At 69.8% G+C, this 21,386-nt stretch carries 27 protein-coding genes and 1 pseudogene; 19 read left to right on the top strand and 9 right to left on the bottom strand.

Annotated features, from left to right (window positions below; all coding sequences use genetic code 11):
- From DKL51_RS08350 to DKL51_RS08340, 3 genes are all read right to left on the bottom strand, one after another.
- A partial coding sequence (locus DKL51_RS08350; RefSeq protein ID WP_148097750.1) for a CaiB/BaiF CoA transferase family protein occupies nucleotides 1–1,154 on the bottom strand: 1,154 nt, incomplete at its 3' end.
- Between the two features lie 24 nt (nucleotides 1,155–1,178).
- Nucleotides 1,179–1,868 carry a DUF2238 domain-containing protein gene (locus DKL51_RS08345; protein WP_243422685.1) on the bottom strand — a complete coding sequence of 230 codons (690 nt, stop codon included), beginning with the start codon at nucleotides 1,866–1,868 and terminating at the stop codon, nucleotides 1,179–1,181.
- A 95-nt stretch (nucleotides 1,869–1,963) separates the two neighbouring features.
- Nucleotides 1,964–2,176 carry a hypothetical protein gene (locus DKL51_RS08340; RefSeq protein ID WP_123827106.1) on the bottom strand — a complete coding sequence of 71 codons (213 nt, stop codon included), beginning with the start codon at nucleotides 2,174–2,176 and terminating at the stop codon, nucleotides 1,964–1,966.
- Between the two features lie 137 nt (nucleotides 2,177–2,313).
- Here DKL51_RS08340 and DKL51_RS08335 point away from each other — a divergent pair, with 137 nt between their 5' ends.
- Genes DKL51_RS08335 through DKL51_RS08320 form a run of 4 tightly spaced genes read left to right on the top strand, consistent with a single transcriptional unit; the run spans nucleotide 2,314 to nucleotide 4,714 of the window.
- Complete coding sequence (locus tag DKL51_RS08335) at nucleotides 2,314–2,781, top strand: hypothetical protein (protein ID WP_123827105.1); 468 nt, start codon at nucleotides 2,314–2,316, stop codon at nucleotides 2,779–2,781.
- Complete coding sequence (locus tag DKL51_RS08330) at nucleotides 2,778–4,073, top strand: NRAMP family divalent metal transporter (RefSeq protein ID WP_243420499.1); 1,296 nt, start codon at nucleotides 2,778–2,780, stop codon at nucleotides 4,071–4,073. The genes DKL51_RS08335 and DKL51_RS08330 overlap by 4 nt, the downstream gene beginning before the upstream one ends.
- A 1-nt stretch (nucleotide 4,074) precedes the next feature.
- A complete protein-coding gene (locus DKL51_RS08325; protein WP_109947237.1) occupies nucleotides 4,075–4,446 on the top strand; it encodes a hypothetical protein in 372 nt (123 codons plus the stop codon).
- A complete protein-coding gene (locus tag DKL51_RS08320) occupies nucleotides 4,436–4,714 on the top strand; it encodes a PRC-barrel domain-containing protein (RefSeq protein ID WP_109947236.1) in 279 nt (92 codons plus the stop codon). The genes DKL51_RS08325 and DKL51_RS08320 overlap by 11 nt, the downstream gene beginning before the upstream one ends.
- A 30-nt stretch (nucleotides 4,715–4,744) precedes the next feature.
- Here DKL51_RS08320 and DKL51_RS08315 read toward each other — a convergent pair whose 3' ends face one another.
- Entirely contained in the window at nucleotides 4,745–5,827 is a 1,083-nt protein-coding gene (locus DKL51_RS08315; RefSeq protein WP_109947235.1) for a low temperature requirement protein A, read from the bottom strand.
- Between the two features lie 61 nt (nucleotides 5,828–5,888).
- Entirely contained in the window at nucleotides 5,889–6,686 is a 798-nt protein-coding gene (locus DKL51_RS08310; protein WP_109947234.1) for an inositol monophosphatase family protein, read from the bottom strand.
- A 54-nt stretch (nucleotides 6,687–6,740) separates the two neighbouring features.
- On the opposite strand from DKL51_RS08310, the gene DKL51_RS08305 reads away from it, so the two are divergent.
- From DKL51_RS08305 to DKL51_RS08295, 3 genes are all read left to right on the top strand, one after another.
- On the top strand, nucleotides 6,741–7,193 hold the full coding sequence (locus tag DKL51_RS08305; RefSeq protein WP_109947233.1) for a hypothetical protein: 453 nt from the start codon (nucleotides 6,741–6,743) through the stop codon (nucleotides 7,191–7,193).
- A gap of 61 nt (nucleotides 7,194–7,254) precedes the next feature.
- Nucleotides 7,255–7,848 carry a hypothetical protein gene (locus DKL51_RS08300; protein ID WP_109947232.1) on the top strand — a complete coding sequence of 198 codons (594 nt, stop codon included), beginning with the start codon at nucleotides 7,255–7,257 and terminating at the stop codon, nucleotides 7,846–7,848.
- A gap of 43 nt (nucleotides 7,849–7,891) precedes the next feature.
- A complete protein-coding gene (locus tag DKL51_RS08295; RefSeq protein WP_243420635.1) occupies nucleotides 7,892–8,653 on the top strand; it encodes a class I SAM-dependent methyltransferase in 762 nt (253 codons plus the stop codon).
- Between the two features lie 67 nt (nucleotides 8,654–8,720).
- On the opposite strand, the gene DKL51_RS08290 is transcribed toward DKL51_RS08295, so the two are convergent.
- Entirely contained in the window at nucleotides 8,721–9,212 is a 492-nt protein-coding gene (locus tag DKL51_RS08290; protein ID WP_207786179.1) for a M23 family metallopeptidase, read from the bottom strand.
- Between the two features lie 366 nt (nucleotides 9,213–9,578).
- Here DKL51_RS08290 and DKL51_RS08285 point away from each other — a divergent pair, with 366 nt between their 5' ends.
- Together DKL51_RS08285 and katG are read left to right on the top strand one after the other, a co-directional pair.
- The gene (locus tag DKL51_RS08285) at nucleotides 9,579–9,986 is read left to right on the top strand and encodes a Fur family transcriptional regulator (protein ID WP_279306034.1); all 408 of its coding nucleotides are present in this window, start codon (nucleotides 9,579–9,581) and stop codon (nucleotides 9,984–9,986) included.
- 34 nt (nucleotides 9,987–10,020) lie between these two features.
- On the top strand, nucleotides 10,021–12,237 hold the full coding sequence (katG, locus tag DKL51_RS08280) for a catalase/peroxidase HPI (RefSeq protein ID WP_165823238.1): 2,217 nt from the start codon (nucleotides 10,021–10,023) through the stop codon (nucleotides 12,235–12,237).
- Nucleotides 12,238–12,346: 109 nt separating this feature from the next.
- Here katG and DKL51_RS08275 read toward each other — a convergent pair whose 3' ends face one another.
- The gene (locus tag DKL51_RS08275) at nucleotides 12,347–13,324 is read right to left on the bottom strand and encodes a MerR family transcriptional regulator (protein WP_109947229.1); all 978 of its coding nucleotides are present in this window, start codon (nucleotides 13,322–13,324) and stop codon (nucleotides 12,347–12,349) included.
- A 336-nt stretch (nucleotides 13,325–13,660) separates the two neighbouring features.
- Between DKL51_RS08275 and DKL51_RS08270 the strand changes: the two genes are divergently transcribed.
- Complete coding sequence (locus tag DKL51_RS08270) at nucleotides 13,661–13,858, top strand: hypothetical protein (protein WP_123809649.1); 198 nt, start codon at nucleotides 13,661–13,663, stop codon at nucleotides 13,856–13,858.
- Nucleotides 13,859–13,932: 74 nt separating this feature from the next.
- On the opposite strand, the gene DKL51_RS08265 is transcribed toward DKL51_RS08270, so the two are convergent.
- Nucleotides 13,933–14,118 (bottom strand): ribonuclease, encoded by a 186-nt coding sequence (locus DKL51_RS08265; protein WP_109947227.1) that lies wholly within the window; start codon nucleotides 14,116–14,118, stop codon nucleotides 13,933–13,935.
- Between the two features lie 112 nt (nucleotides 14,119–14,230).
- Between DKL51_RS08265 and DKL51_RS37085 the strand changes: the two genes are divergently transcribed.
- The 5 genes from DKL51_RS37085 (at nucleotide 14,231) to DKL51_RS08245 (ending at nucleotide 17,981) form a co-directional block, all read left to right on the top strand.
- The gene (locus DKL51_RS37085; RefSeq protein ID WP_207784007.1) at nucleotides 14,231–14,476 is read left to right on the top strand and encodes a low temperature requirement protein A; all 246 of its coding nucleotides are present in this window, start codon (nucleotides 14,231–14,233) and stop codon (nucleotides 14,474–14,476) included.
- Nucleotides 14,392–14,682, top strand: a complete 291-nt coding sequence (locus tag DKL51_RS35635) for a low temperature requirement protein A (RefSeq protein ID WP_207784006.1) — start codon at nucleotides 14,392–14,394, stop codon at nucleotides 14,680–14,682. Before DKL51_RS37085 ends, DKL51_RS35635 begins: the two co-directional genes overlap by 85 nt.
- Before the next feature lie 13 nt (nucleotides 14,683–14,695).
- Nucleotides 14,696–15,637, top strand: a complete 942-nt coding sequence (locus DKL51_RS08255) for an aminoglycoside phosphotransferase family protein (protein WP_243420634.1) — start codon at nucleotides 14,696–14,698, stop codon at nucleotides 15,635–15,637.
- 143 nt (nucleotides 15,638–15,780) lie between these two features.
- The gene (locus DKL51_RS08250; RefSeq protein ID WP_109947226.1) at nucleotides 15,781–16,113 is read left to right on the top strand and encodes a YciI family protein; all 333 of its coding nucleotides are present in this window, start codon (nucleotides 15,781–15,783) and stop codon (nucleotides 16,111–16,113) included.
- A gap of 233 nt (nucleotides 16,114–16,346) precedes the next feature.
- The gene (locus DKL51_RS08245) at nucleotides 16,347–17,981 is read left to right on the top strand and encodes a GNAT family N-acetyltransferase (RefSeq protein WP_243420633.1); all 1,635 of its coding nucleotides are present in this window, start codon (nucleotides 16,347–16,349) and stop codon (nucleotides 17,979–17,981) included.
- Nucleotides 17,982–18,177: 196 nt separating this feature from the next.
- On the opposite strand, the gene DKL51_RS08240 is transcribed toward DKL51_RS08245, so the two are convergent.
- On the bottom strand, nucleotides 18,178–18,648 hold the full coding sequence (locus DKL51_RS08240; protein WP_109947224.1) for a UPF0158 family protein: 471 nt from the start codon (nucleotides 18,646–18,648) through the stop codon (nucleotides 18,178–18,180).
- Nucleotides 18,649–19,122: 474 nt separating this feature from the next.
- On the opposite strand from DKL51_RS08240, the gene DKL51_RS34820 reads away from it, so the two are divergent.
- The 4 genes and pseudogenes from DKL51_RS34820 to DKL51_RS08220 form a co-directional block, all read left to right on the top strand.
- Nucleotides 19,123–19,497 (top strand): hypothetical protein, encoded by a 375-nt coding sequence (locus DKL51_RS34820; RefSeq protein WP_123827104.1) that lies wholly within the window; start codon nucleotides 19,123–19,125, stop codon nucleotides 19,495–19,497.
- Between the two features lie 209 nt (nucleotides 19,498–19,706).
- Nucleotides 19,707–20,105 (top strand): hypothetical protein, encoded by a 399-nt coding sequence (locus tag DKL51_RS08230; protein ID WP_109947222.1) that lies wholly within the window; start codon nucleotides 19,707–19,709, stop codon nucleotides 20,103–20,105.
- A 224-nt stretch (nucleotides 20,106–20,329) separates the two neighbouring features.
- Entirely contained in the window at nucleotides 20,330–20,839 is a 510-nt protein-coding gene (locus tag DKL51_RS08225) for a hypothetical protein (protein WP_109947221.1), read from the top strand.
- 351 nt (nucleotides 20,840–21,190) lie between these two features.
- A pseudogene (locus DKL51_RS08220) lies at nucleotides 21,191–21,386 on the top strand (IS110 family RNA-guided transposase); the annotation flags it as partial.

Genomic DNA, 21,386 nt, shown 5'->3' with positions numbered 1-21,386 from the left:
ACCCGATCGGCTTCTCCGCCACCCCGCCCCGGTACGACCTGCCGCCGCCCGTGCTCGTCGAGCCCGGGCGGCGGCAGGTCGTACCGGGGCGGGGTGGCGGAGAAGCCGATCGGGTGCCGGACGCCCGGCACGTCGCCGGCCGTGACGACCGGGTCGAGCCCGAGCTCCCGGGCCAGGGCGACGCCGTCGGCGACCGTGTTGATCGGGGCGCACGGCACCCCGGCCGCCCGCAGATCCCGGAACCACTCGTCCCGGTTCCGCCGGCGCAGCCGGGCGACCAGGAGGGGGCGCAGGGCGTCCCGGTTGGCGGTGCGGTCCTGGTTGCGCCGGAACCGGGGGTCCTCGGCCAGCTCGGGCAGGCCGAGCACCTGGCACAGCGTGCGGAACTGGCCGTCGTTGCCGGCGATGACGACGAGCTCGCCGTCGGCGGCGGGCAGCGGCTCGTACGGGAAGATGCTCGGGTGGGCGTTGCCCGTCCGGAACGGCGTCGCGCCGCCCGCCACGTGGGCGCTGGTGTGGTTGACCAGGCCGGACAGCGCCGAGGAGAGCAGATCCACCTCGACATGCTGGCCGACCCCGGACGCGGCGCGGTGGTGCAGGGCGGCGAGGATCCCCACCGCCGCGTGCAGGCCGGCCATCACGTCGAACACGGCGACCCCGGCCTTGTACGGCGGGCCGTCCGGCGCACCGGTGAGGCTCATCAGCCCGGACGCCGCCTGGGCCATCAGGTCGTACCCGGGAAGGGCCGCCCCGGCGCCGGCGCCGAAGCCGCTGATCGACGCGTAGACGATGCGCTCGTTGAGCGCGGCGACGCTGTCGTAGTCGAGACCGAACCGGCGCAGACCGCCCGGCCGGAAATTCTGGATCATGACATCGGCGCGCCGGACGAGCCGCCGGGCCACCTCCCGATCATCGGGGTCGGCCAGGTCGAGGACGATCGACCGCTTGTTGCGATTGACGCCGAGGTAGTAGGTGGAGACGCCCTCCCGGACCGGCGGCATCCAGGTCCGGGTGTCGTCCCCGCCGGGACCCTCCACTTTGATCACCTCAGCGCCGAGGTCGGCGAGGAGCATGGTCGCGTACGGCCCGGCGAGGATGCGCGAGAAGTCCGCGACGAGGATGCCATTGAGCGGCCCCGGCCGTTGCTCCGCCATCGCCACCACCCTTCCTGAAGCCGGTCAGCCGCGTGCCGTCGGTCGCGGTACGACCGAGTCTCCTGGACGGCCTCGGCGGGCGCCGACGGCCTCGGCGGGCGCCGACGCCGGCGCCGGTAGTTGCCGGTCGTGCAGCCGGCTGAGCAGAGCCAGCGACGTGACGGCACCGATCAGGGCCAGGAACATGTCCCACTGGGTGTCCCAGACGTCGCCCTGGGTGGCGAGGAAATCGTCGGCGGCCGACCCTCCGGCCACCGCCGCCCACCACTCGATCATCTCGAAGAAGGCGCTGAAGGCCAGGCAGGCGCAGACCACGAGCGGGGCGAGCCACCGGCTGCCCCGCAACGGCGATCGGCGGACCAGGATCTCCCGGACCAGGATGGCCGGCACGAAGCCCTGCGCGAAGTGCCCGAGCCGGTCGTACGGGTTGCGGGACAGGTCGAACACGTCCCGCACCCAATCGCCCAGCGGGGTGCGCGCGTAGGTGTAGTGGCCGCCGCCAATCAGGATCATCGCGTGCACCGCGAGCAGGCAGCAGAGCAGGGTGCTCAGCGGAAAACGGCGCCAGGTGACCAGCACCAGGGGAATCCCGACGATTACCCACACCGTCTCCAGCAGCCAGGTGAGCCGGTCGTACGGCCGGATGCCCGACGCGACCAGCGCGATCAGGACGAGGACCAGCAGTGCCTGCGGAAGGACAGCGCGTACTCGCATCACCGGCGACCGCCTACTCGAACGTGCCAGGCGGCCGACCGCCGCTCGGGCGCAGACGATATCAGCGGATGATCCGCGTACCGCCGGCCGTCACCTCAGCACGTGTGGGTGGGATCCCAGCCCGAGTACCCCTGGTGCATCCCGGGGTTGTGGTACCCGTCGAAGCCCATGGCCTGCTCGCAGGCGACGACGTGTCCGCCGAAGTCACCAGCGGTCGGGCCGGCGTCGGCCACCGCCGCGACGGGCAGTGCCACGACTCCGACCAGTACCGTTCCCAGCATCACGACGCTCCGGCGAATCGCACTCACCACTGCCACCTCTCCCTCGATCGGTTTCCCGTTCCCGACCTGACTCTTCCCGTGCCGGACAACCCCGGCCAGGGCCCTAGGTCCCGGCACCGTGGGCCGCAGTACCGGCGGCGAGTGGGATTGCCGGGTGCCTCCGGATGGGTAGGAAGGCCGGTGTGAAGGTCATCCACCGGTTGATGATCGCGGCCGCGGCGGCGCTCCTGCTGTGGGCGGGCCTGGCGTACCAGGTGTCCCGGCCGCCAGACGCCTCCGGCTACCAGCGGGTCGTGCTGCAGGTGGCCGGTACGGCGCACGACGCCGCGGCCACCGGCGTGCTGGTCGGCCGCCAGCAACTGCACCGGCACGTCACCGACGCCTTCGCCACGACCGCGTACGACGACGCGATGAAGGCGGTGGCCGGCGCGGAACAGAAGTTGGCCCTCGCGGTCGCGCCCGACGGCACCTCCGCCACCCTCCGCGACCGGCTGGCCCCGCTGGTGCAGGCCACCGCCCGTGAGTTGTCCGACGCCGCCGGGGCCGGCGACGACGCGACGCTGGGCGCGGCGGTCGCGGCCCTCGACGGCACCGCCCGGCAACTGGACGACCTCATCGAGGACAACCCGTGAGCGCGTCGTCGGTGACCAGCAGGACGGAGGCACCGCCGTCGCCGGCGGGCGGGGGCGGCGTCAAGCAGGTCCTGGCCATCGCCCTGGGCGTGCTGACCGCGATCGGCGGGTTCGTCGACATCGGCGACATCGTCGCGAACGCCGAGGCCGGCGCGCGGTTCGGCCTCGCCCACGCCTGGGTCCTCCTGCTCGGGGTGATCGGCATCTGCGCGTACGCCGAGATGAGCGGCCGGGTCACCGCGGTGAGCGGACGGCCGGTGTTCGACCTCGTCCGCGAACGCCTCGGCCCGCGCGTGGCCCTGGCCAACCTCGCCGGCTCCCTGTTCGTCACGGTACTGACGCTCGGCGCGGAGATCGGCGGCGTCGGGTTGGCGCTGCAACTGGCCACCAGCGTCGACTACCTGCTGTGGGTACCCGTCGTCGGGGTGGTCCTGTGGGCCACGCTGTGGCGGGCGAAGTTCTCGCTGCTGGAGAACCTGTTCGGAATCACCGGCCTCACCCTGGTCGTGTTCATCATCGCGTTCTTCCGCCTCTCCCCCGACACCGGTCAGCTGTGGCACCAGGCGGCCCACCCCGGCCCGCCCGCCGGCGAGGACTGGGGCACCTACTGGTTCATGGCCGTCGCGCTGTTCGCCTCCGCCATGACCCCGTACGAGGTGTTCTTCTTCTCCTCCGGCGGCGTCGAGGAACGGTGGAGCAGCAAGGACCTGCTCACCTCGCGGGTGAACGTGTTCGTCGGGTTCCCCCTCGGCGGTCTGCTCGCGTTCGCGCTGATGGCCACCGCCGCCACCGTGTTCCACCCGCTGCAGATGTCGGTCGACGCGCTGTCCCAGGTCGCGCTGCCGGCCGCGGTCGCCCTCGGCAAGCTGGGCCTGGCCGCCGCGATCCTCGGCTTCTTCGCCGCCACCTTCGGCGCTGCCATGGAGACCGGCCTGTCCAGCGCCTACACGGTCGCCCAGTACTTCGGCTGGGCCTGGGGCAAGCTGCGCCGTCCCCGGGAAGCCGCCCGCTTCCACACGGTGCTCATGGTGGCCATCCTGGTCGGGGTGGCGGTGCTGATGACCACCATCGACCCGATCCAGCTCACCGAATACACGCTGGTGTTCAGCGCCGTCGCGCTGCCCCTGACGTACCTGCCGATCCTCGTCGTCGCCAACGACCGCGGCTACCTCGGCCGACGCGTCAACGGCCGGCTCGCCAACACCGTGGGCCTGCTCTACCTGGCCATCGTGCTCGCCGCGGCCATCGCCGCGATACCCCTGATGATCGTCACCCGGATGGGAGGCGGCTGACATGCTCATCGGCTTCGACCTGCTCGACCGGCAGATCCTCGACCGCGACGGCGAACCCGTCGGCAAGGTCGACGACGTCGAACTCGCCCTCGACACGGACGGCACCCCGTACGTGGCGGCACTGCTCACCGGTCAGCAGGCCCTCGGCGACCGCATCGGCGGCGGGCTCGGCCGCTGGATCGCCGACATCGCCCGACGGCTCGCACCGGATCGCGACCGCGGTCCCATCCGCATCCCCTACGTCCTGGTCGCCGAGCTCACCAGCGCGGTCAACCTCTCCGTACGCCGGGAGGTGCTGCCCGACCCGCCACTGGAGACCTGGCTGCGCGACCACCTCATCGCCCGCATCCCGGGAGCCACCGATGCCACCTGACACCCCGCTGCGGGCCGGCCGCCTCCTGCGGCGACCCGTCCGGGACCACGACGGCCGGATCATCGGCCGGGTCGCCGACATCGAAACCACCCGCGACGACGAGGGCCGGGAACGCGTCACCGCCCTCATCGTCACCCCCGGACGGTGGGGACGCCTCCTCGGCTACGAACGCCGGGAAAGCGGCGGACCATGGCTGCTCGAACACCTCGCCCGGATCGTGCTGCGCCGAGGCACCACCCGGGTGCCGTGGCCGGACACCCACCTGTAGCGAGGTGGCGTCCCTGGCTCCGGCCGACCGTCAGTCGGCGCGGGCCAGCCGCTCGCCGACGGCGGCGGCGACCAGGAGCGCGGCGAGGACGCCGAGCGCCGCGGCGGGCGGCACCACCCGCCCGACTGGCAGCAGGAGCAGCGCCACCACCGCGACGGCCACCTGCGCCGGCCGGACCGCCTGCTGGGTGAGCCGGAGGAACAGCAGCCGGCCGGCCAGGTACAGCGCGGCACCGCCGTACAGGGCGGCCGACGCCGACCAGCTCAGCGGGGCCGCGCCGGCATGGTGGCCACCGCTGTGCTCCTCGGCGACGTGCTCCAGCACCTGCTCGATGCCGAGCGCGAGGTAGATGACCCCGGTGATCAGCAGCAGGTGGGTCTGGCTGTAGGCGTCCGCGGCGATCCGGTCACGCCGGTCCCCCGTGACCGCGGCGAGAGCGCGGGCGGCGGCCGGCGCGGAGGCGTCGAAGTAGAGCCACCACAGGCAGACGGTCACGGTCAGGCCGACCAGGGCCACGCCGAGGACCGATGGCGCGGTCACCGCCGACCCGGCGCCCACCCCGGCGGCCACCAGCGACTCGCCGAGCGCGATGATCAGGACGAGTCCGTGCCGTTCGGTGAAGTGGCTCGAGCTGCGCAGCGGCCAGGCGCCGCGCCACGCGTACGACAGGCGCTGGCCGCCGATCTCGATCAGGAACGCCAGCACCCACAGGGCGGCGTGCGCCGCCCCGGTCAGCAGCGCGCCGAGCAGGAGCGGCACCCAGCCGAGGGCGCTGACCGCGGCGAAGAAGCGGATCCGCGCCCGCAGTCCGGGCACGCTCGCCGCCGCCCAGTGGTACAGCACGAGGTGGACCACGCGGAGCGCCACGTAGGCCAGCGCGACGAGCAGCGGCCCGTCCAGGCCCGGCCCGGACGACCAGGCCTGGGGCATGACCAGCGCGGCGACGAAGAGCGCCGCCATGGCGACCAGGAACCCCGCGCGGACCACGCCGACGTCGGCCCGCGTCTGGTTGCCCAACCAGGTGTACGACGACCAGGCGAACCAGAGCAGCACCAGCAGGAGCAGGCCCTGGGCCATGGCCACCGGAGTCGGCGGTCGCCCGATCAACGCCATGATCCGGGTGGCCGTAGGGTCGCTCCCGAGCCGCCGCGCCGGTCATCAAACCGGCTCAGGATCAGCGCGGAGCTGCTGTCCCGATGAGCGCCAGCAGGGCGGCGTGCGTCTCCTGGTCGGCCGCCACGACGAGGCCACCGGCGCCGGTGTGCAGCGGCTCCCCCTGGATCCCGGTCAGCACGCAACCGGCGGCCCGGCACAGGGTGAGCCCGGCGGCGAAGTGGACGTTGTCCCGCAGGTCGCCGTCGGTGACGTACGCGGCGCGCCGGCCGGCCGCCACCCAGGCGACGGCGAGGGTGGTGGAGACCACCCGGGGGTGGAACCGCCCGAGGAATCCCGGGTCGGCGATGAGGCGCCCCGCCCGGAAGTTCGGATCGCTCGGGTCGCGCGTGTCGAGGTTGACGTCGACCAGGTGGGAACCGGCCGACGGTGCCAGCGCTTCGTCGGCCCCGTCGCGGCGGACGTACGCCCGAGCGCCGTCCGTCCAGAACACCTCGTCGGCGAACGGGTCGGCCGAGGCCGCCACCGTGACGTCCGAGCCCGCACGCAGGGCCACGTTGACCGCTACGAGCGTGGTCCGTACGGCGTAGTTCAGCGTGCCGCACAGCGGATCCACGAGCCACATCCGCTGCGCGCCGACGGCCCCCACGCGTCCACTCTCCTCGCCCGTCACGGCGTCGTCGGGTCGGGCGGCGCGCAGTACGTCGAGGATGGCCCGCTCGGCTTCGATGTCGGCGGCGGTGGCGAAGTCGCCGGCGGACTTCTGGAAGCGGGCCAGCGCCGTGCCGTACCTGGCGCGTACGACGGCGGCTCCCGCCTGGGCCGCGGCGACGGCCAACTCGGCATCGGAGATCAACATGCGGGCAGGATAGTCGGACGGCGCAAGCTGGTGTCCTGTTCGTACTCTCGGGACATGGACAACGCACTCCCATTCATCGATGAGCACCGGGTACTGGTGTCAGCGCCCGCCGGGGCCGTCTGGCGTTCCCTCACCACGCAGCTCGCCAACCCGCGGCCCGGCGGCGCCGCGGCCCTCGCGCAGCTGCTGGCCGCCGAACCGCGCCGCGCCTCCGGGCATTCGCTAGACCAAGGCGCGACCATCCCCGGGTTCGCGGTGGCGGAAGCCGAGCCGGAACGCCTCGTCCGGCTGACCGGCCACCACCGCTTCTCGCGGTACGCGCTCACCTTCACCCTGGTCGCCCAGCCCGACGGAACGGTGCTCAGCGCTCGCACAGACGCGGAGTTCCCCGGACCCCACGGCTGGGTCTACCGCCAACTCGTCATCACCTCCGGCGCCCACCGCATCCTCACCGCGCGCATGCTCCGTACGGTCGGCCGCCGCGCGGAGCGCCTCAGCGCGAGCTGAACTCCGTGCAGGGCGCTGACGGACAGACAAGAGCCACACCGGCTGATTAGGATCCGCGGTCATGCACCCCGGGCACCAGCCGCACGTCGAGGATGTCCCATCTCCCTACGCGCCGCAGCCGACACCCTCGGCGCTTCGCCGCCCCCGGTGGCGGCACCCGATCCTCGCCGTAGCCATCCTCGTTCCCGTCCTGCTGGCCGCCGCGGCCGTGATCACCTACCGGGCGGGCGGCTTCGACGACGACGGCCAGTTCCGCGCCGAGCCACCGGCCTGCGCGACGCTCGCGCCGAGCCTTCACCTGCTGGGCACCGCCTACACCCTGCGGCAGGGCGAATCCAACAACTGCGACCTGCTGCTGCCCAAGGGCCATCCCGACTACATCCCCGCCCCCAAGATCTCCGTCGGCTATTACGTCGCCACACCGCGACGGGGGGATGCGCCGGAGGCCGCCAGCCGGCTACTCCGGCCGCTCGGGACGGACTTCCGGCCGCTGCCCGGCGTGGGCGACGAGGCGTACGTCCGGGGGGACCGGGACGTGGTCCTGCGGGTGAGCAACCTCGTCGTGGGCATCATGGTGTTCCCCCGGCAGGCCAGCACGGGGGACCAGGTACGGGCCTTCGCCGCCGACCTGGCGAACCGCCTACGGGACAGCTGAGACCGGCCAGGATCGCAAAACAGTTGGACAATGTGGTCGGCCCATGGCGATCGTTGGCCACATGCAGCAGGACGAGATCTGGGACGTCGATGCCGCCCGGCGCTATGACACGCCCGGCAGCGGCATGTTTGCACCCGAGGTGCTGGGGCCGGCCGTGGACCGCCTGGCCGAACTCGTCGGCGACGGCCGGGCGCTCGAGTTCGCCATCGGCACCGGCCGGGTGGCCGTACCGCTCGCCGAGCGAGGAGTGCCGGTCACCGGCATCGAGCTGTCGCGTCCGATGATCGACCAACTGAGAACGAAGGCGAACGAAGCGACGATCCCGGTGGTCGTCGGCGACATGGCCACCGCCACCGCCCCCGGCGAATACACGCTCGTCTACCTCGTCTACAACACGATTTCCAATCTGCTCACCCAGGCCGAGCAGGTCGCGTGCTTCCGCAACGCCGCCCGCCACCTCGCACCCGGCGGCCGGTTCGTGATCGAGCTCTGGGTACCCGAGCTGCGCAAGCTCCCACCCGGTCAGCAGGCCACGGTCTGGCAATCCGAGCCCGGGTACATCGGCCTGGACACCTACGACGTGCTGCGCCAGCACGTCGTGTCGCATCACTTCAGGTTCGGCGAGGGCACGGAGGCTCAGCTGTTCCGCAGCCCGCACCGCTACATCTGGCCCGCCGAGCTCGACCTCATGGCTCGGTTGGCCGGGTTCGAGCTGGAAAGCAGGCAGGCGGACTGGGCCGGAGCGGAGTTCACCGCCGAATCGCGTTCCCACGTGTCCGTCTACCGCATCCCGCGGGACCACTAGTGCGGGCCGACGTCGCAGGGAAAGGGGTTCGGGTTTCCTGTTCTGCGGTCTCACCCCGTTACAGCGGTCATCCCGAGACAGCCACGGTTTCGACGATGTCGCCGTTGTCCGGCACGCCGGTTCCCACCAGCTCTACCGCGCCGTCGCGGCGGCGGACGCGGTAGTCCCGAAAGGCGATTGGCACACCTACGGCCACGGACGGGTCGAGGTCGTCCATCACCTGAAGGTGCACGTGCGGCTGTGTCGAGTTCCCCGAATTCCCACACCGCCCCAGCGGCTGGCCCGCGGCCACCAGCTCGCCCGGCCGCACCGCGACCGTGCCACACCGCAGGTGCGCCACCACCAGGTACGGTCCGCCGTCGGACAGGTCGAGCACGACGTGGTTGCCGGCAAGTCCACGCGCACCCCGCCGGGCTCGCGACACCTGGCTCAGGGCATACGGAATGAGGGCGAGTTGCGAGCGACGGGCCTCATGGTCCGGCTCACCGTCGTGCACCGACACGACCCGGCCACCGGCCGGCGCCATGATCGGCTGGTCGAAGGCGAAGAACCGTTCCACCGGTTCCACCGCGAACAGGGTCCGCCAGTCACGCATCGGCGCCGTCCGTCCGTCCTGGACGGCGACGAAGTCGATGGCATGACTCGCGCCGAAGGCACGGGTGCCATGACTTGGCACCCGCCGGGCCGGACTGTTGCGGACGATCCAGGTTCCGTGGAACGGAAGCTGCAATACCACTGGCCGCGTCGACGCGGATCGGGAAGGCATGTCCCCCAGGATGCACCGCCTTCGCCACCTGTCCCCGCCTACGCATCCACCACCCGAGGGCTGCCCGTTGCTGGGCCGCTCGAGCGCCACCGATTCTTGATTGATTCAAGAAAGTGGCGCATACTGCCGAGCGTGCCCACGGCCTCGGACTTCGAGCGCATGCTGCGTGGGGCCACGCTCCGCGTGACCCGTCCGCGGCTGTCGGTGCTGGCCGCGGTCCATGCGCACCCGCACGCCGACACCGACTCGATCTTCGGTGCCGTGCGGAGGGAGCTGCCCACCGTGTCCCACCAGGCCGTGTACGACGTGCTGCGGGCGCTGACCGCCGCGGGGCTGGTGCGGCGCATCCAGCCGCCCGGCTCGGTGGCCCGCTACGAGTCGCGGGTCGGCGACAACCACCATCACGTCGTGTGCCGGTCGTGCGGTGCCATTGCCGACATCGACTGCGCCGTCGGCGAGGCTCCCTGCCTGACCGCGTCTGACGACCAGGGCTTCTCGATCGACGAGGCCGACGTCACCTACTGGGGCATTTGTCCCGAGTGTGTCGCGGCACCAGCAGCCAGTTGATAGAACGAGAAATCAAGACGGGAGAAGTATCGACGTGTCTGACAAGAAGGCCGCGACCGAGAGCGTCAGCGAAAGCGAGAACCCAGCAATCCCCTCGCCGACCCCCAAGCCGACTCGGCGACCCAGTACGAACCAGGACTGGTGGCCCAACCAGCTGAACCTGCAGGTTCTCCACCAGCACTCACCCCGGGCCAACCCGATGGGCGCGGACTTCAACTACGCGAAAGAGTTCAAGACCCTCGACGTCGAGGCCCTCAAGCGGGACGTCCTCGAGGTGATGACGACATCGCAGGACTGGTGGCCGGCCGACTACGGTCACTACGGCCCGCTCTTCATCCGGATGAGCTGGCACTCCGCCGGCACGTACCGGATCGAGGACGGCCGCGGCGGTGGTGGTGACGGCGCCCAGCGCTTCGCCCCCCTCAACAGCTGGCCCGACAACGCGAACCTCGACAAGGCCCGCCGGTTGCTCTGGCCGGTCAAGCAGAAGTACGGCCGGAAGATCTCCTGGGCCGACCTCCTGGTCTTCGCCGGCAACGTCGCCCTCGAGTCGATGGGCTTCAAGACCTTCGGCTTCGGCTTCGGGCGAGAGGACATCTGGGAGCCCGAGGAGATCTTCTGGGGGCCTGAGGACACGTGGCTCGGAGACGAGCGCTACAGCGGCGAGCGGGAGCTCTCCGGTCCTCTCGGCGCCGTTCAGATGGGCCTCATCTACGTGAACCCGGAGGGCCCGAACGGCAAGCCGGATCCGCTGGCTGCCGCACGCGACATCCGCGAGACGTTCCGTCGCATGGCGATGAACGACGAGGAGACCGTCGCGCTCATCGCCGGCGGCCACACGTTCGGCAAGACCCATGGTGCCGGCGACCCGAGCCTGGTCGGCCCCGAGCCCGAGGGCTGCCCCGTCCACCATCAGGGCCTCGGCTGGAAGAGCACCTACGGCACCGGCAAGGGCAAGGACACGATCACCAGCGGGCTCGAGGGGGCGTGGACGCCCACCCCGATCACCTGGGACAACAGCTTCTTCGAGACGTTGTTCGGCTACGAGTGGGAGCTCACGGCGAGCCCGGCCGGCGCCAAGCAGTGGAAGCCGAAGGACGGCGCCGCGGCCGACGCCGTGCCCGACGCGCACGACCCCTCGGTCCGGCACGCCCCGATGATGGCGACGACGGACCTCGCGCTGCGCGTCGACCCGGTCTACGAGAAGATCTCGCGCCGGTTCCTGGAGAACCCGGACCAGTTCGCCGAGGCGTTCGCCAAGGCATGGTACAAGCTGTTGCACCGCGACATGGGGCCTGTCTCGCGCTACCTCGGCCCGTGGGTTCCGGAGCCGCAGCTGTGGCAGGACCCCGTCCCTGCGGTCGACCACGAGCTGATCGGCGACCAGGACATCGCCGCCCTCAAGAGCAAGCTCCTCGCATCCGGACTGTCCGTGTCGCAGCTGGCCCGGACCGCCTGGGCATCGGCGGCGAGCTTCCGCGGCACCGACATGCGTGGCGGGGCGAACGGGGCGCGGATCCGCCTGGAGCCGCAGAAGAACTGGGAGGTCAACGACCCGGCCGAGCTCGGCACGGTGCTGCAGACCCTGGAGCGGATCCAGCAGGAGTTCAACACCGCCCAGTCCGGTGGGAAGAAGATCTCGCTTGCTGACCTGATCGTCCTCGGCGGGTGCGCGGCCGTCGAGCAGGCGGCGAAGAACGCCGGGCATGACGTCACGGTTCCGTTCGCGCCGGGGCGTACGGACGCCTCGCAGGAGCAGACCGACGTGGAGTCGTTCGCCGTGCTCGAGCCGAAGGCGGACGGGTTCCGGAACTACCTGCGCCCCGGAGAGAAGTTGTCGCCGGAGACGCTGCTGCTGGACCGGGCCAACCTGTTGACGCTGACCGCTCCCGAGATGACGGTCCTGATCGGCGGCATGCGGGCCCTGAACGCCAATGCGGGGCAGACGCGACACGGCGTCTTCACCGACCGGCCGGAGACGTTGACGAACGACTTCTTCGTGAACCTGCTCGACATCGGCACGGAGTGGAAGGCATCCACCTCGGCCGAGGACGTGTTCGAGGGCCGGGATCGCGCCACGGGCGAGGTCAGGTGGACCGCCACCACCGTTGACCTTCTCTTCGGCTCGAACTCCCAGCTCCGCGGCATCGCGGAGGTCTACGCGAGCGCCGACGGGCAGGAGAAGTTCGTCCGGGACTTCGTCGCCGCGTGGGTCAAGGTGATGAACCTGGACCGGTTCGACCTCGCCTGATGGGTGGGGGCCCCGGTCGCCGAGGAGGCGACCGGGGCCCGCCATCGTGGTCGACGTGCCGGGCCGCGCCTCGGTTAGCGTATGGCGGTGCCGCTCGTGCCGTCACGTCCTACGTCAGTCGCCAGGCCATTGCTGAGCTGGACGAGCTGTCCCCCCGGAGCCGCGCGCGCAAGGCCTGAATGAACCAGTCGAACACCGGCGCCAGACTGGTGGTGGCCGGCCAGCCGTTGATCACCGACAGCAGCTGCAGGTACCGCTCCCGGCGCGGGTCGCTCGCGGACTCCAGCCGGACCAACAGCCAGCGCCGAAGCTCGACGTCGTTGGGGCGACCGCAGACGCTCGCATACTGGCTCATCACCGTCGCGACCACAGGATCGGCCTGGGGTGAGAGCGGGTCGGTACCGGCTGTCAGGGCTGGCGCTACCTGGTCCCGGACCACAGCGACAGCCTCGCGGCGCACGCCTGTGGTGTTGCCATGGGCGCGGTCGGCCGCATGCTCCTCCGCCACCCGCCGCATGCTGGCGCGAAAATCCGGGTCCTGGGACAGTTCGGCCAACTCGACCCAGGCCTGGACCTGCTCGACCTCCGGGTTGTCGGGCAGCTCGGGAGTCATCGAGCGCATGATCCCCGCGAACTCGGGGTGCGTGTCCAGGCCGCCGAAGACGGTGTCAAGGAATTCGCCGATCAGGCGCCGCCGTTCGTCCTCCGAGAGTTTGGCCAGTCTGTGCATGAGATCAATCTCCTCAGGGGTGGACCCGCGCTTGGCGACCACCGTCAACACGGCGCGCCGCAGGCGCAGCGTTCGGATCTGTACGGCGACTGCTTCGGCGTGCGCCGTGGCGACGTCGGCGAGCGAAACCTCGCCGTCCACGACCTTGCGAATCGTGGACAGGTCCAGCCCCAGGTCGCGCAGCGTCCGCACGAGGTCCAAGCGGGCGACAGCCTCGATTCCGTAGAGGCGGTAGCCGGTCGGGCTGCGGTCGGTCGGCGGTACGATCCCGCAGTCGGAGTAGAACCGGATGGTCTTGACGGTCAACCCGGTCCGTCGCGCCAGGTCCCCGATCGTGTAGAGGGCGTCGCCGTTCATGCCCCTCACCCTCACACCTCCCGCCGCTGGAGACTCAAGCAGCGGGTTGGCCGGCAAGTCCGCATCCACGTGTGCACCGCTCTGAGGCCTGCACATTGACCGACCCGGCCACTGCGGGCAACCTGCCCTGCGAGGCGTTGCCTTGCGAAATCCCCTGCGGCACCATGGCACGAATGACTGAGCGCCCGGACTGGTGGGACCGCTACGTCGCCGGCGAGCAAGAGCGGGTCTGGCATGAGATGAGACAGCTGGGCAGCCGCGTCCGTGACCCAGCGTTCGCCGCGGACGCGCAGGCGGTGTGCGGCGAGATGGCAGGAGGACCAGGACGAGCCCTTCGTGCTATCCGTCGCGCCCGACCACTTCCACAAGGACAACGTCAGCGGGGGCGCCCCGTACGGCATCGTCCTTCCTGATGCATGCGCCGACGCCCACTTCGTCGGTGAGGTCGGTATGCCCTTGGTGTCGTACCTGAACTGGGTCTTCCGGCATGGCGGCTTCCCGCGGCCGACCGTGACCACGGGCAGTGGCGGGTGATCTACCACTTGGCAAAGGGCCTTCAGCGGCTATGAGGAACTGACGCGAGCGCTCGCCGACTCCTCACCTGCCAGCTACTTTCCCGGGATGCCCGGACCCACCTCGCCACGCTGCAGGTGCTCGGCGTTGCGGTCGGCTTCGCTCTCGGCGTGCGCAGCTGCGGCGTCCGGGTCCGTGGTTCGGCGCCCCTCGGCGTCCCGATACACCTCGCCGCTCTCGAGTGCTTCCTCCTGCTGCCGCCGACTCTGCTCCGGTGTCATAGCTAGCCAGTTCCCTGCACTCCCGCCAACAAAACGGTGCTGGCGCTGGTCATGATGGGCGACGGTTCACGTGCACCGAGCGGGCTGGCAACGCGGACCCGAGGGGGCGTCGATGGCCGTCCGGGAAGGGCGCTCAATCCATCGCGAGGTCGCGCCGCTCGAACTCTTCTTCGACCTGGTATTCGTGCTGGCCATCGGTCAGCTGACGCACCACCTCATCGAGCATCTGACCTGGTGCGGCGCCGCCGAGACCCTGGTGGCCCTCGTCGCCGTGTGCGCGTCTGGGCGTTCACGTCCTTCGAGGTCACCCTGCTCGACATCGAGCGGCGGGGCACGAAGGGGGTCACCGTCACGGTGATGGGCCTCGGCCTTTTCATGACCGCCGGTATCGCGCAGGCGTTCGATGACGGTCCCTGGCTGTTCGTCATCCCGATGCTGCTGTCGCTCGCGGGCCCCGGCGGCTATGCCGCGGCGACCGCTCCGACGCCCCAGCTGCGCCACCGCAGCCCCCTGACGCAGCCAGCGGTCGTCTCGCCGGCCTGTTCGGTCTCGGGACCTGCCTGACTCACAAAGTACGTTGCGGCCGAAGATCAAGGTGCGCGATGCTGCCGACGTGCAGATGCATGCCAACCAGCTGGCCGTGCCGGTCGAGACCGTGCGCAAGCTGGTAGATGAGCAATTCCCCGAGTGGCGAAGGCTGCCCATCAAGAGCCTTCCTGCGCACGGGACAGTCAACGCCGTCTTCCGCATCGGCGACCAGCTCGCAGCCCGGTTCCCTCTGGAGCTTCGGGCCGTGGAGCCGACGCGGCGCTGGCTGGAGGCGGAAGCGGAAGCAGCCCGCGAGCTGGTAGGTCGTACGCGGTTCCGCACGCCCGAGCCGGTCGCACTTGGTGAGCCCGGGGCGGGTTACCCCCTTTCGTGGTCCGTGCAGACCTGGCTGCCGGGTGTCGTGGCAACCGGCGACGATCCGGCAGAGTCGGTCGCGTTCGCGCACGATCTGGCCGAGTTCATCAATGATGTCCGCGCCATCGACACGCGCGGGCGGACGTTCAGCGGCGGAGGTCGAGGAGGCGACCTCCAATCCCACGATGCCTGGATGGAAACCTGTTTCGAGAACAGCGAAGGGCTCCTGGACGTTCCACGTCTCCGCGAGATGTGGGCAGTCATGCGGAGCCTGCCGCGCAGCGCAGCCGAAGACGTGATGAGTCACGGTGATCTCATTCCCGGCAACGTGCTCGTGTCCAACGGGCGCCTGGCCGGGATCCTCGACGTCGGCGGCCTGGGGCCGGCGGACCCAGCCCTGGATCTCGTGAGTGCCTGGCATCTGCTCGATGCGGGGACGCGGCAGGTGCTTCGCGAGGATCTCGGCAGCAACGACCTCGAATGGGAGCGCGGGAAGGCGTGGGCTTTCCAGCAGGCGATGGGGGTCGTCTGGTACTACGTCGAAAGCAACCCGGCCATGAGCCGGATGGGTCAGCGCACTCTGGAACGCATCATGGCGGACGAATCAGCGGCCTGAGGGGTGGGTCGCTACTTCGGTGGTGGTGGGCGCTCAGCGCGGCATGAACGGGCAAAGGTGCGAATGCCGATGCAGGCGGCGATGATTCATGAGCGGGAACGGCCAGGGGTCGGTTGACAACGTCAGCGCGAGAGGAGCTTGCTGTGACGAAGTTTGTGACCATCGGCTATGGCGACCAGGCCGGCTACGACCGCACCGATGCAAGCGTGCGGGACGCGGCGCACGCGCACGACGCCCGATTGCGCCAGGACGGGGTCGACATGGGCATCGCCGGCCCACCCGTGCAGGTGCGTAACCACGACGCGACCGGGGTGACCACGGAGGACGGGCCTTTCATGTCTTCCGCGCTTCCCGTGGCCGGGTTCGCCATCATCGAAGCGGGGTCGCTGGCTGAGGCCGTCGACATCGTGTCGCGTACGCCTTGCGCCGTTGCCCATGGCGTGGTCGAGGTATGGCCGTTGCAGGAGCCGCAGTAAGCGAAGTCTCGGCGGCCCGCTGGATCCATACGACCACGCGATCAGCGGCAGATCCGGATACTTGGCTCCTTCATCCCGGCGCCCTCGTCGCGCTCCACGACGCGCGTATTCGGGTCACTCGTTGAGCGATGCGGCCAGCCGCCCCGGATCCGCCTTATCTGGTGGACTTACCGCACCCTGTGCGTGTAACAATATGCATTCCGCTGAGATATTATGCTGAGAGTGGGTGTGGGGTGCTGGGCGTCACGGTCCTGGAAGTGCCGCAATGGCAGGGATCGGGCTCACGCGGCGCGTACCGGTTGCGGCAAGGCGCGACCGTGCTGGCCGGGCTTTTCCCCGCCGGGCAGCGGATGCGAGTCGACACGGATGGCCAACCGGCCGATTCCCGCGACGGCGTTGCCGCACTCGACACGCTCGCGGCGAACCTGAGCGCGGTACGCGCCGCCCACGCCAACGCTCGGGCGCGCGGGCGAACAGTTGTGACCGTCGGCGGGGACTGCGGGGTCGACCTGGTTCCCATTGAGGCGGCTCTGGCCGCGCATGGCGACCGGCTGACCGTGGTGTGGTTCGACGCGCACGGCGACCTGAACACCCCGGCCTCGTCGCCGTCCGGCGCGTTCCACGGCATGGTCTTGCGGGCCTTGCTTGGTGATGGCCCGCGCGAGCTGGCCCCGGCCAGGGCGTTGCGGCCGGACCAGGTTGTACTGGCCGGTGTACGCGCGCTCGATCCCGGGGAACGGGCATTCGTGGCTGAGCATCGGATTCGGCACGTCGCGGCGGCAGGGCTGGCCAACCCGTCCGTACTGGTGGACGAGGTCGCCGCCACCGGTGCTGACGCCGTCTACCTCCACATCGACCTCGACGTGCTGGACCCGGAGGTGTTCGGCGCCGTCGGCACGCCCGAGCCGGGCGGTCTGACCCTCGAACAGCTCATCACCGCCGTGCGCGGCCTCGCCGCGCGGTTCACCATCGCCGGATTGTGCCTTGCCGAGTACGAACCGCAGACCGACGGCTGCCCCGAGGTCCTCACCGGCCTGATCACCGCACTGGCGTCTGTTATGGACGGCGACGGCGAGGACGGGACGGCGCAAGAAGTCGAAAACATCGCTGCCAGGGCGTGGCCAGCTACCTACACCGCAAGCCACGGCGGCTGGCTGCTGCGCCACACTCCCGGCGTCACCCGCCGCCGCTCGAACTCCGCGGCTCCGCTTGCCGCGACCGACGATCCCCACCATGGGATCGAGGTGGTCGAGTCGTTCTACCGCTCGCGCGGCCTGCCGGTGCTGGTTCAGATGGCGCCCGCACATCACCACGCCGGGCTAGACGCGGTACTGGCCGCGCGGGGATATCGCCTGGCCGCGCCCACCCTGGTGCTCACCGCGCCCACCGCCGACGTCCTCACGGCGACCGCTATGGGCGACACGTGTGCCGTGCACATCGACGCCGTAGCGACAGCGGACTGGCTGGACGCCTACGTGGCCTTGGATGGCCATGACGACAGCACCACCGTGGCCGAGTTGGTGCTGCCACGGGTCCCGGAACCAGCCGCCTATGCCAGTCTGGCCGTTGATGGCGAAGTAGCCGCAATGGGCTTGTTCGTGGCCGAGGCCGGCTGGGCCGGCGTCCTCTGCATGGCCACCGATAGGCGCCAGCGCCGGCGGGGGTACGCTCGGGCCATCCTGCACGCCGGGACGAGCTGGGCCGTCACTCACGGCGTGGAGCGCCTCTATCTACAGGTCGAGGCCGGCAACGAGGCGGCTCGCGGGCTCTACAGGCGCGCCGGCTTCACCCACTCACACACGTACCACTACCGCGTCGCGGATAGCGGGGCGACACCTCAACGGCGTGACCGCCTCACACCATCATGATCGCCTAAACGGTCCGGTCGGTACCATCCAGCACACCCCGAAAGCAAGGTGGCCACCGTCACCCGGCGCACGAACGCATCCGGACATCGGCACGTCCGGATGCATGCACGCGTGAGCTGGTTACCTTGCGTGACGAGCGCTTGTCGGCAGATGCGTGCGTTCGTCGTACAGGAAGTCGCGCGGCGCGGGCGCCAGCTCAGGGAAGGTCGGGATCTCGGTGCTCGGCCACGAAACGCTCGCCCGTTTCGTCGTTGACCAGCGAGTTGTCGACCAGCCATTCAACAGCCCGCCGCTTTGCGCGCACGTCTCGGAAGGCGTACCACGCCGGCAGTAGGTGCGGATACTCCTCATGCAACTCCGTCTTGAACCGCCGGAAGGCGCCCTTGCCCTGGATCGCTCGGGCGAGTCTGCGGCCGGCCGCCGCGTCACTGATCCTCTCGGCGAAGTCGGCCATGTCCTGGTACCAGACGTAGGACGGCAGCGGATCAATACCGACCAGGTCGAGGTCGTCAAGGTCGATGGGCGTGTGTCCGTCGATGCCGCCGTCCGTCGTCCAGAACACGATCTCGCCGGTCTGCGGGTTGATCAGCCATCGGTGCTCGTAGTCGGTCTGGTCCTCGAGCGCGGTGGCGATCTCCTCCAGGTCTAGCCTGCCCAGGTCAAGCATCCGGCCACCATAAACCCGCTTCTGTCCGCGCTTCGACCAGCGACAGCGCGACCAGCGGCAGACATCCTATGTTTTTCGTTGTCAAGAACTGGGGTGGAGATGGGCCCAGGCAGTTGTCTCGTTGTAGGCGGTGCCGGTCTTGAGGCAGCCGTGCAGGATGCCGACGAGGCGATTGCCGAGTTGTCGCAGGGCGGCACCTCTCTTCCTCTATGGACCACATCGTTCATGGCAGCGCGGAAGAGACCCCAGCGATCTAATGGCCAAGTGCTCACCGCGAACCGCGGGGCACGTCATCCCATCAGCTGTCCAGCCTCCTCACGACCAGCGGGCGCACGGTCTGCCGCAAGGCCTCGAAGGCCTGAAGAGTGGAGTGCTGACCCGCCAGCCGCTACCGGAGCCATCCTGCACCAGCAGGCTGACGGAACCCATTAGAAGAGTGCCTCACGAGCGGGTAGCCGGATACCGTTTCGACCCATGGATGACCACTGGCGCGAGCAGGATCGTCACGCGCCGTTGACCGGCGCGCAGGCTGCTGACGTCGTTCGGAGACGGATCGACCACGGAATGCTCGAGACGTGGTTCGAGCACGACCGAGGAGGACTGCTCGCTGTCGTTAGCAACGGCACCCGCGCCTTGATCATGCTGCTGGAGGAACCGGGCGGTCCCGGCGAGCACGCCATCGACCCGACCGGAACCGGTCAGCAGGGCGGGTTCGTCCTCAGCAATGGGCAGTCCGACGCATACAGCGACGGCGACACCGTCCCGCTTGTGCAGGCGCTCGCGATCCTGGAACACATCGTCGATCACGGTCACCCGCCGGCCAGCGTCGGGTGGCACGTCGACCGGTAGCTACCAGCCGTTCGCCCGGTCATCGGTTATGAGCGGATGAACCCGACGCCGGTCGTGCGCCCGCGGAGGCACCGAATCCGAGTTCGACGATCGAACCAGCGGAGGTCGGCCTGCCGACGCGGGCCTTTCGAAAGCCGACGGCGAGCGTGTACGTTGCGCCGATGAGTCGAGAGGATCAGGTCCGGGCCGGCTCACTCGGTGGCCGCGTAGTGCTGTCGGCACAGTTGCTGTTCCTGGCCGTGTACCTGGTCGGCAGCTTCGGTGTGCTGCTCGTCGCCGCACTGCACATCGGCGACCTCCCGGCTGTGCTGGACCCGCGGTTAGAACGGTTGGGCGACCCGAAGGACTCCCTTCCGCCGGCCGGTCCGGACACGGCGTGGAACCCGCTGGTCTGGGTGTTCGGGATCTGTCGCGCGGTGGCGATGTTCGTCTACCCGCTCGCGTTCGTGACCTTGGTCCTCGGGCTGGCAGCCCTTCTCCATGCCTGGCGGACCGGCGACCGGAAAACGTTCGGATGGCTCGTCATCAACACGGGAGCTTGGTTCGCGCTGGCGGCGCTCGCGCTGAGTCCGTACGGCACACAACTACACGGCTGGTTGCTCGACTGAGCCGTGAGCCCGCCAAGACGGCGCAGTCTGATGTGGCCACCCTCCGCGATCGGATCGTCGCTCGACCTTATTGTGCACGTCTGCACATCGACAGATCCGGTCATCTCGGACGCGGTCAGCGGCAGATCCGGATGTCCACCACGGCCAGGCGTTGGAACAGGACCTCACGCGCCAGTCTCGGAAAACAGCTGGCGCATGTGCGAGCGCCGAATGATCATCTCTGAGTGGGAATCGACCTGGAGCTGGCCGACGTCGCCGCAGCTCGGAAACAGTTCATCTCTTGCCGGAAATCCGGGCGGAGCTGTGCTCATGACCCGGACTGTGAGGAGAATTTCCACCGTCTCCTCAGCCGCGGACCCTCGGAGTTCCCGTACCGCCGGTTTCGGGATATCAACGAGAACATGCAGCTGACCGGGATGGGCTACGAGGCCGAGCCTGAACACTGGACGATCCCGGTCGGCGATCCTGGCGACGAGCAGGCGCAACAGGACCGGCAGGCGGCCGACCTCCGCTGGCGGTCACAGACAGTACCGGGAAAGACTGGCATTCCCGCGTTCAAGCTCCGGTCGAACGATCGATGGCTGGTGACCACACGCGAGATCGATGAGGCACTGTCGGCGTATGCAAGAGTGCCACCAGAGCAAAGAGCTTTCCTGGAATCCGATCCGAAGTGGGTCAGCTGGCTGCAGTGGCTCGCCCTCGCCCGAGAACACGGTGGCTTCGAGGCTGAGTGACGGGTCTGCGCTCTGCCCCCACGATGTCGCGTACCCACCGCTGAAACCGCCCGCCGGACCGGAGAGCACGCGCCCGCTCATCGGCACGACAGCTCACTGTGCCGGGCGGGGCCAACGCGCGGATCGCGGCTACCTATTGGCTGGTGGTACGACCGCAGCCCGGCCAGGCTTGGTCGAGGTGACCGGTGGGGTCGCTCTCATCGCGGCTGCCCACCGCAGGTTGGTGTGGCTCTCATCTGGCGTGCGCCCCGCCGGTCACCGCGGCGGAGAGAGGCTCAAGAGGGGACTGCCCGGCTCAAGGTAGCGCTGCCCTCCCGTCGACGTTCCATCGTCGGATCGAGGGAGGACACGATGGCCCAGGTCATCATCGGCGTGGACCCGCACAAGCGTTCCGCCACCATCGAAATCATCAACGCCCGGGAGAAGGCGCTCGGGCAGGGCCGGTTCGGCACCGACCGCGACGGCTACCAGGCCATGCTCGCCGCCGGTCGCAAGCACAAGGACCGCCTGTGGGCGGTCGAGGGCTGCAACGGCATCGGCCGGCATA

This window comes from Micromonospora globispora (assembly GCF_003857015.1).
Classification (GTDB): Bacteria; Actinomycetota; Actinomycetes; order Mycobacteriales; family Micromonosporaceae; genus Micromonospora; species Micromonospora globispora.
Note: the sequence above shows the minus strand (reverse complement) of the source record. Positions and strands in the feature narration are given on the sequence as shown.

Excerpts from the sequence above, each read along its gene's own strand:
- DKL51_RS08295 (WP_243420635.1), top strand. The coding sequence starts at position 7,892 with ATGGCGATCGTTGGCCACATGCAGCAGGACGAGATCTGGGACGTCGAT.
- DKL51_RS37085 (WP_207784007.1), top strand. The coding sequence starts at position 14,231 with ATGGCCGTCCGGGAAGGGCGCTCAATCCATCGCGAGGTCGCGCCGCTC.
- DKL51_RS08325 (WP_109947237.1), top strand. The coding sequence starts at position 4,075 with ATGCTCATCGGCTTCGACCTGCTCGACCGGCAGATCCTCGACCGCGAC.
- DKL51_RS08285 (WP_279306034.1), top strand. The coding sequence starts at position 9,579 with ATGCTGCGTGGGGCCACGCTCCGCGTGACCCGTCCGCGGCTGTCGGTG.
- DKL51_RS08305 (WP_109947233.1), top strand. The coding sequence starts at position 6,741 with ATGGACAACGCACTCCCATTCATCGATGAGCACCGGGTACTGGTGTCA.
- DKL51_RS08240 (WP_109947224.1), bottom strand. The coding sequence starts at position 18,648 with ATGCTTGACCTGGGCAGGCTAGACCTGGAGGAGATCGCCACCGCGCTC.
- DKL51_RS34820 (WP_123827104.1), top strand. The coding sequence starts at position 19,123 with ATGGATGACCACTGGCGCGAGCAGGATCGTCACGCGCCGTTGACCGGC.
- DKL51_RS08335 (WP_123827105.1), top strand. The coding sequence starts at position 2,314 with ATGGGTAGGAAGGCCGGTGTGAAGGTCATCCACCGGTTGATGATCGCG.
- DKL51_RS08300 (WP_109947232.1), top strand. The coding sequence starts at position 7,255 with ATGCACCCCGGGCACCAGCCGCACGTCGAGGATGTCCCATCTCCCTAC.
- DKL51_RS08265 (WP_109947227.1), bottom strand. The coding sequence starts at position 14,118 with ATGACACCGGAGCAGAGTCGGCGGCAGCAGGAGGAAGCACTCGAGAGC.
- DKL51_RS08275 (WP_109947229.1), bottom strand. The coding sequence starts at position 13,324 with ATGAACGGCGACGCCCTCTACACGATCGGGGACCTGGCGCGACGGACC.
- DKL51_RS08315 (WP_109947235.1), bottom strand. The coding sequence starts at position 5,827 with ATGGCGTTGATCGGGCGACCGCCGACTCCGGTGGCCATGGCCCAGGGC.
- DKL51_RS08310 (WP_109947234.1), bottom strand. The coding sequence starts at position 6,686 with ATGTTGATCTCCGATGCCGAGTTGGCCGTCGCCGCGGCCCAGGCGGGA.
- DKL51_RS08320 (WP_109947236.1), top strand. The coding sequence starts at position 4,436 with ATGCCACCTGACACCCCGCTGCGGGCCGGCCGCCTCCTGCGGCGACCC.
- DKL51_RS08345 (WP_243422685.1), bottom strand. The coding sequence starts at position 1,868 with ATGCGAGTACGCGCTGTCCTTCCGCAGGCACTGCTGGTCCTCGTCCTG.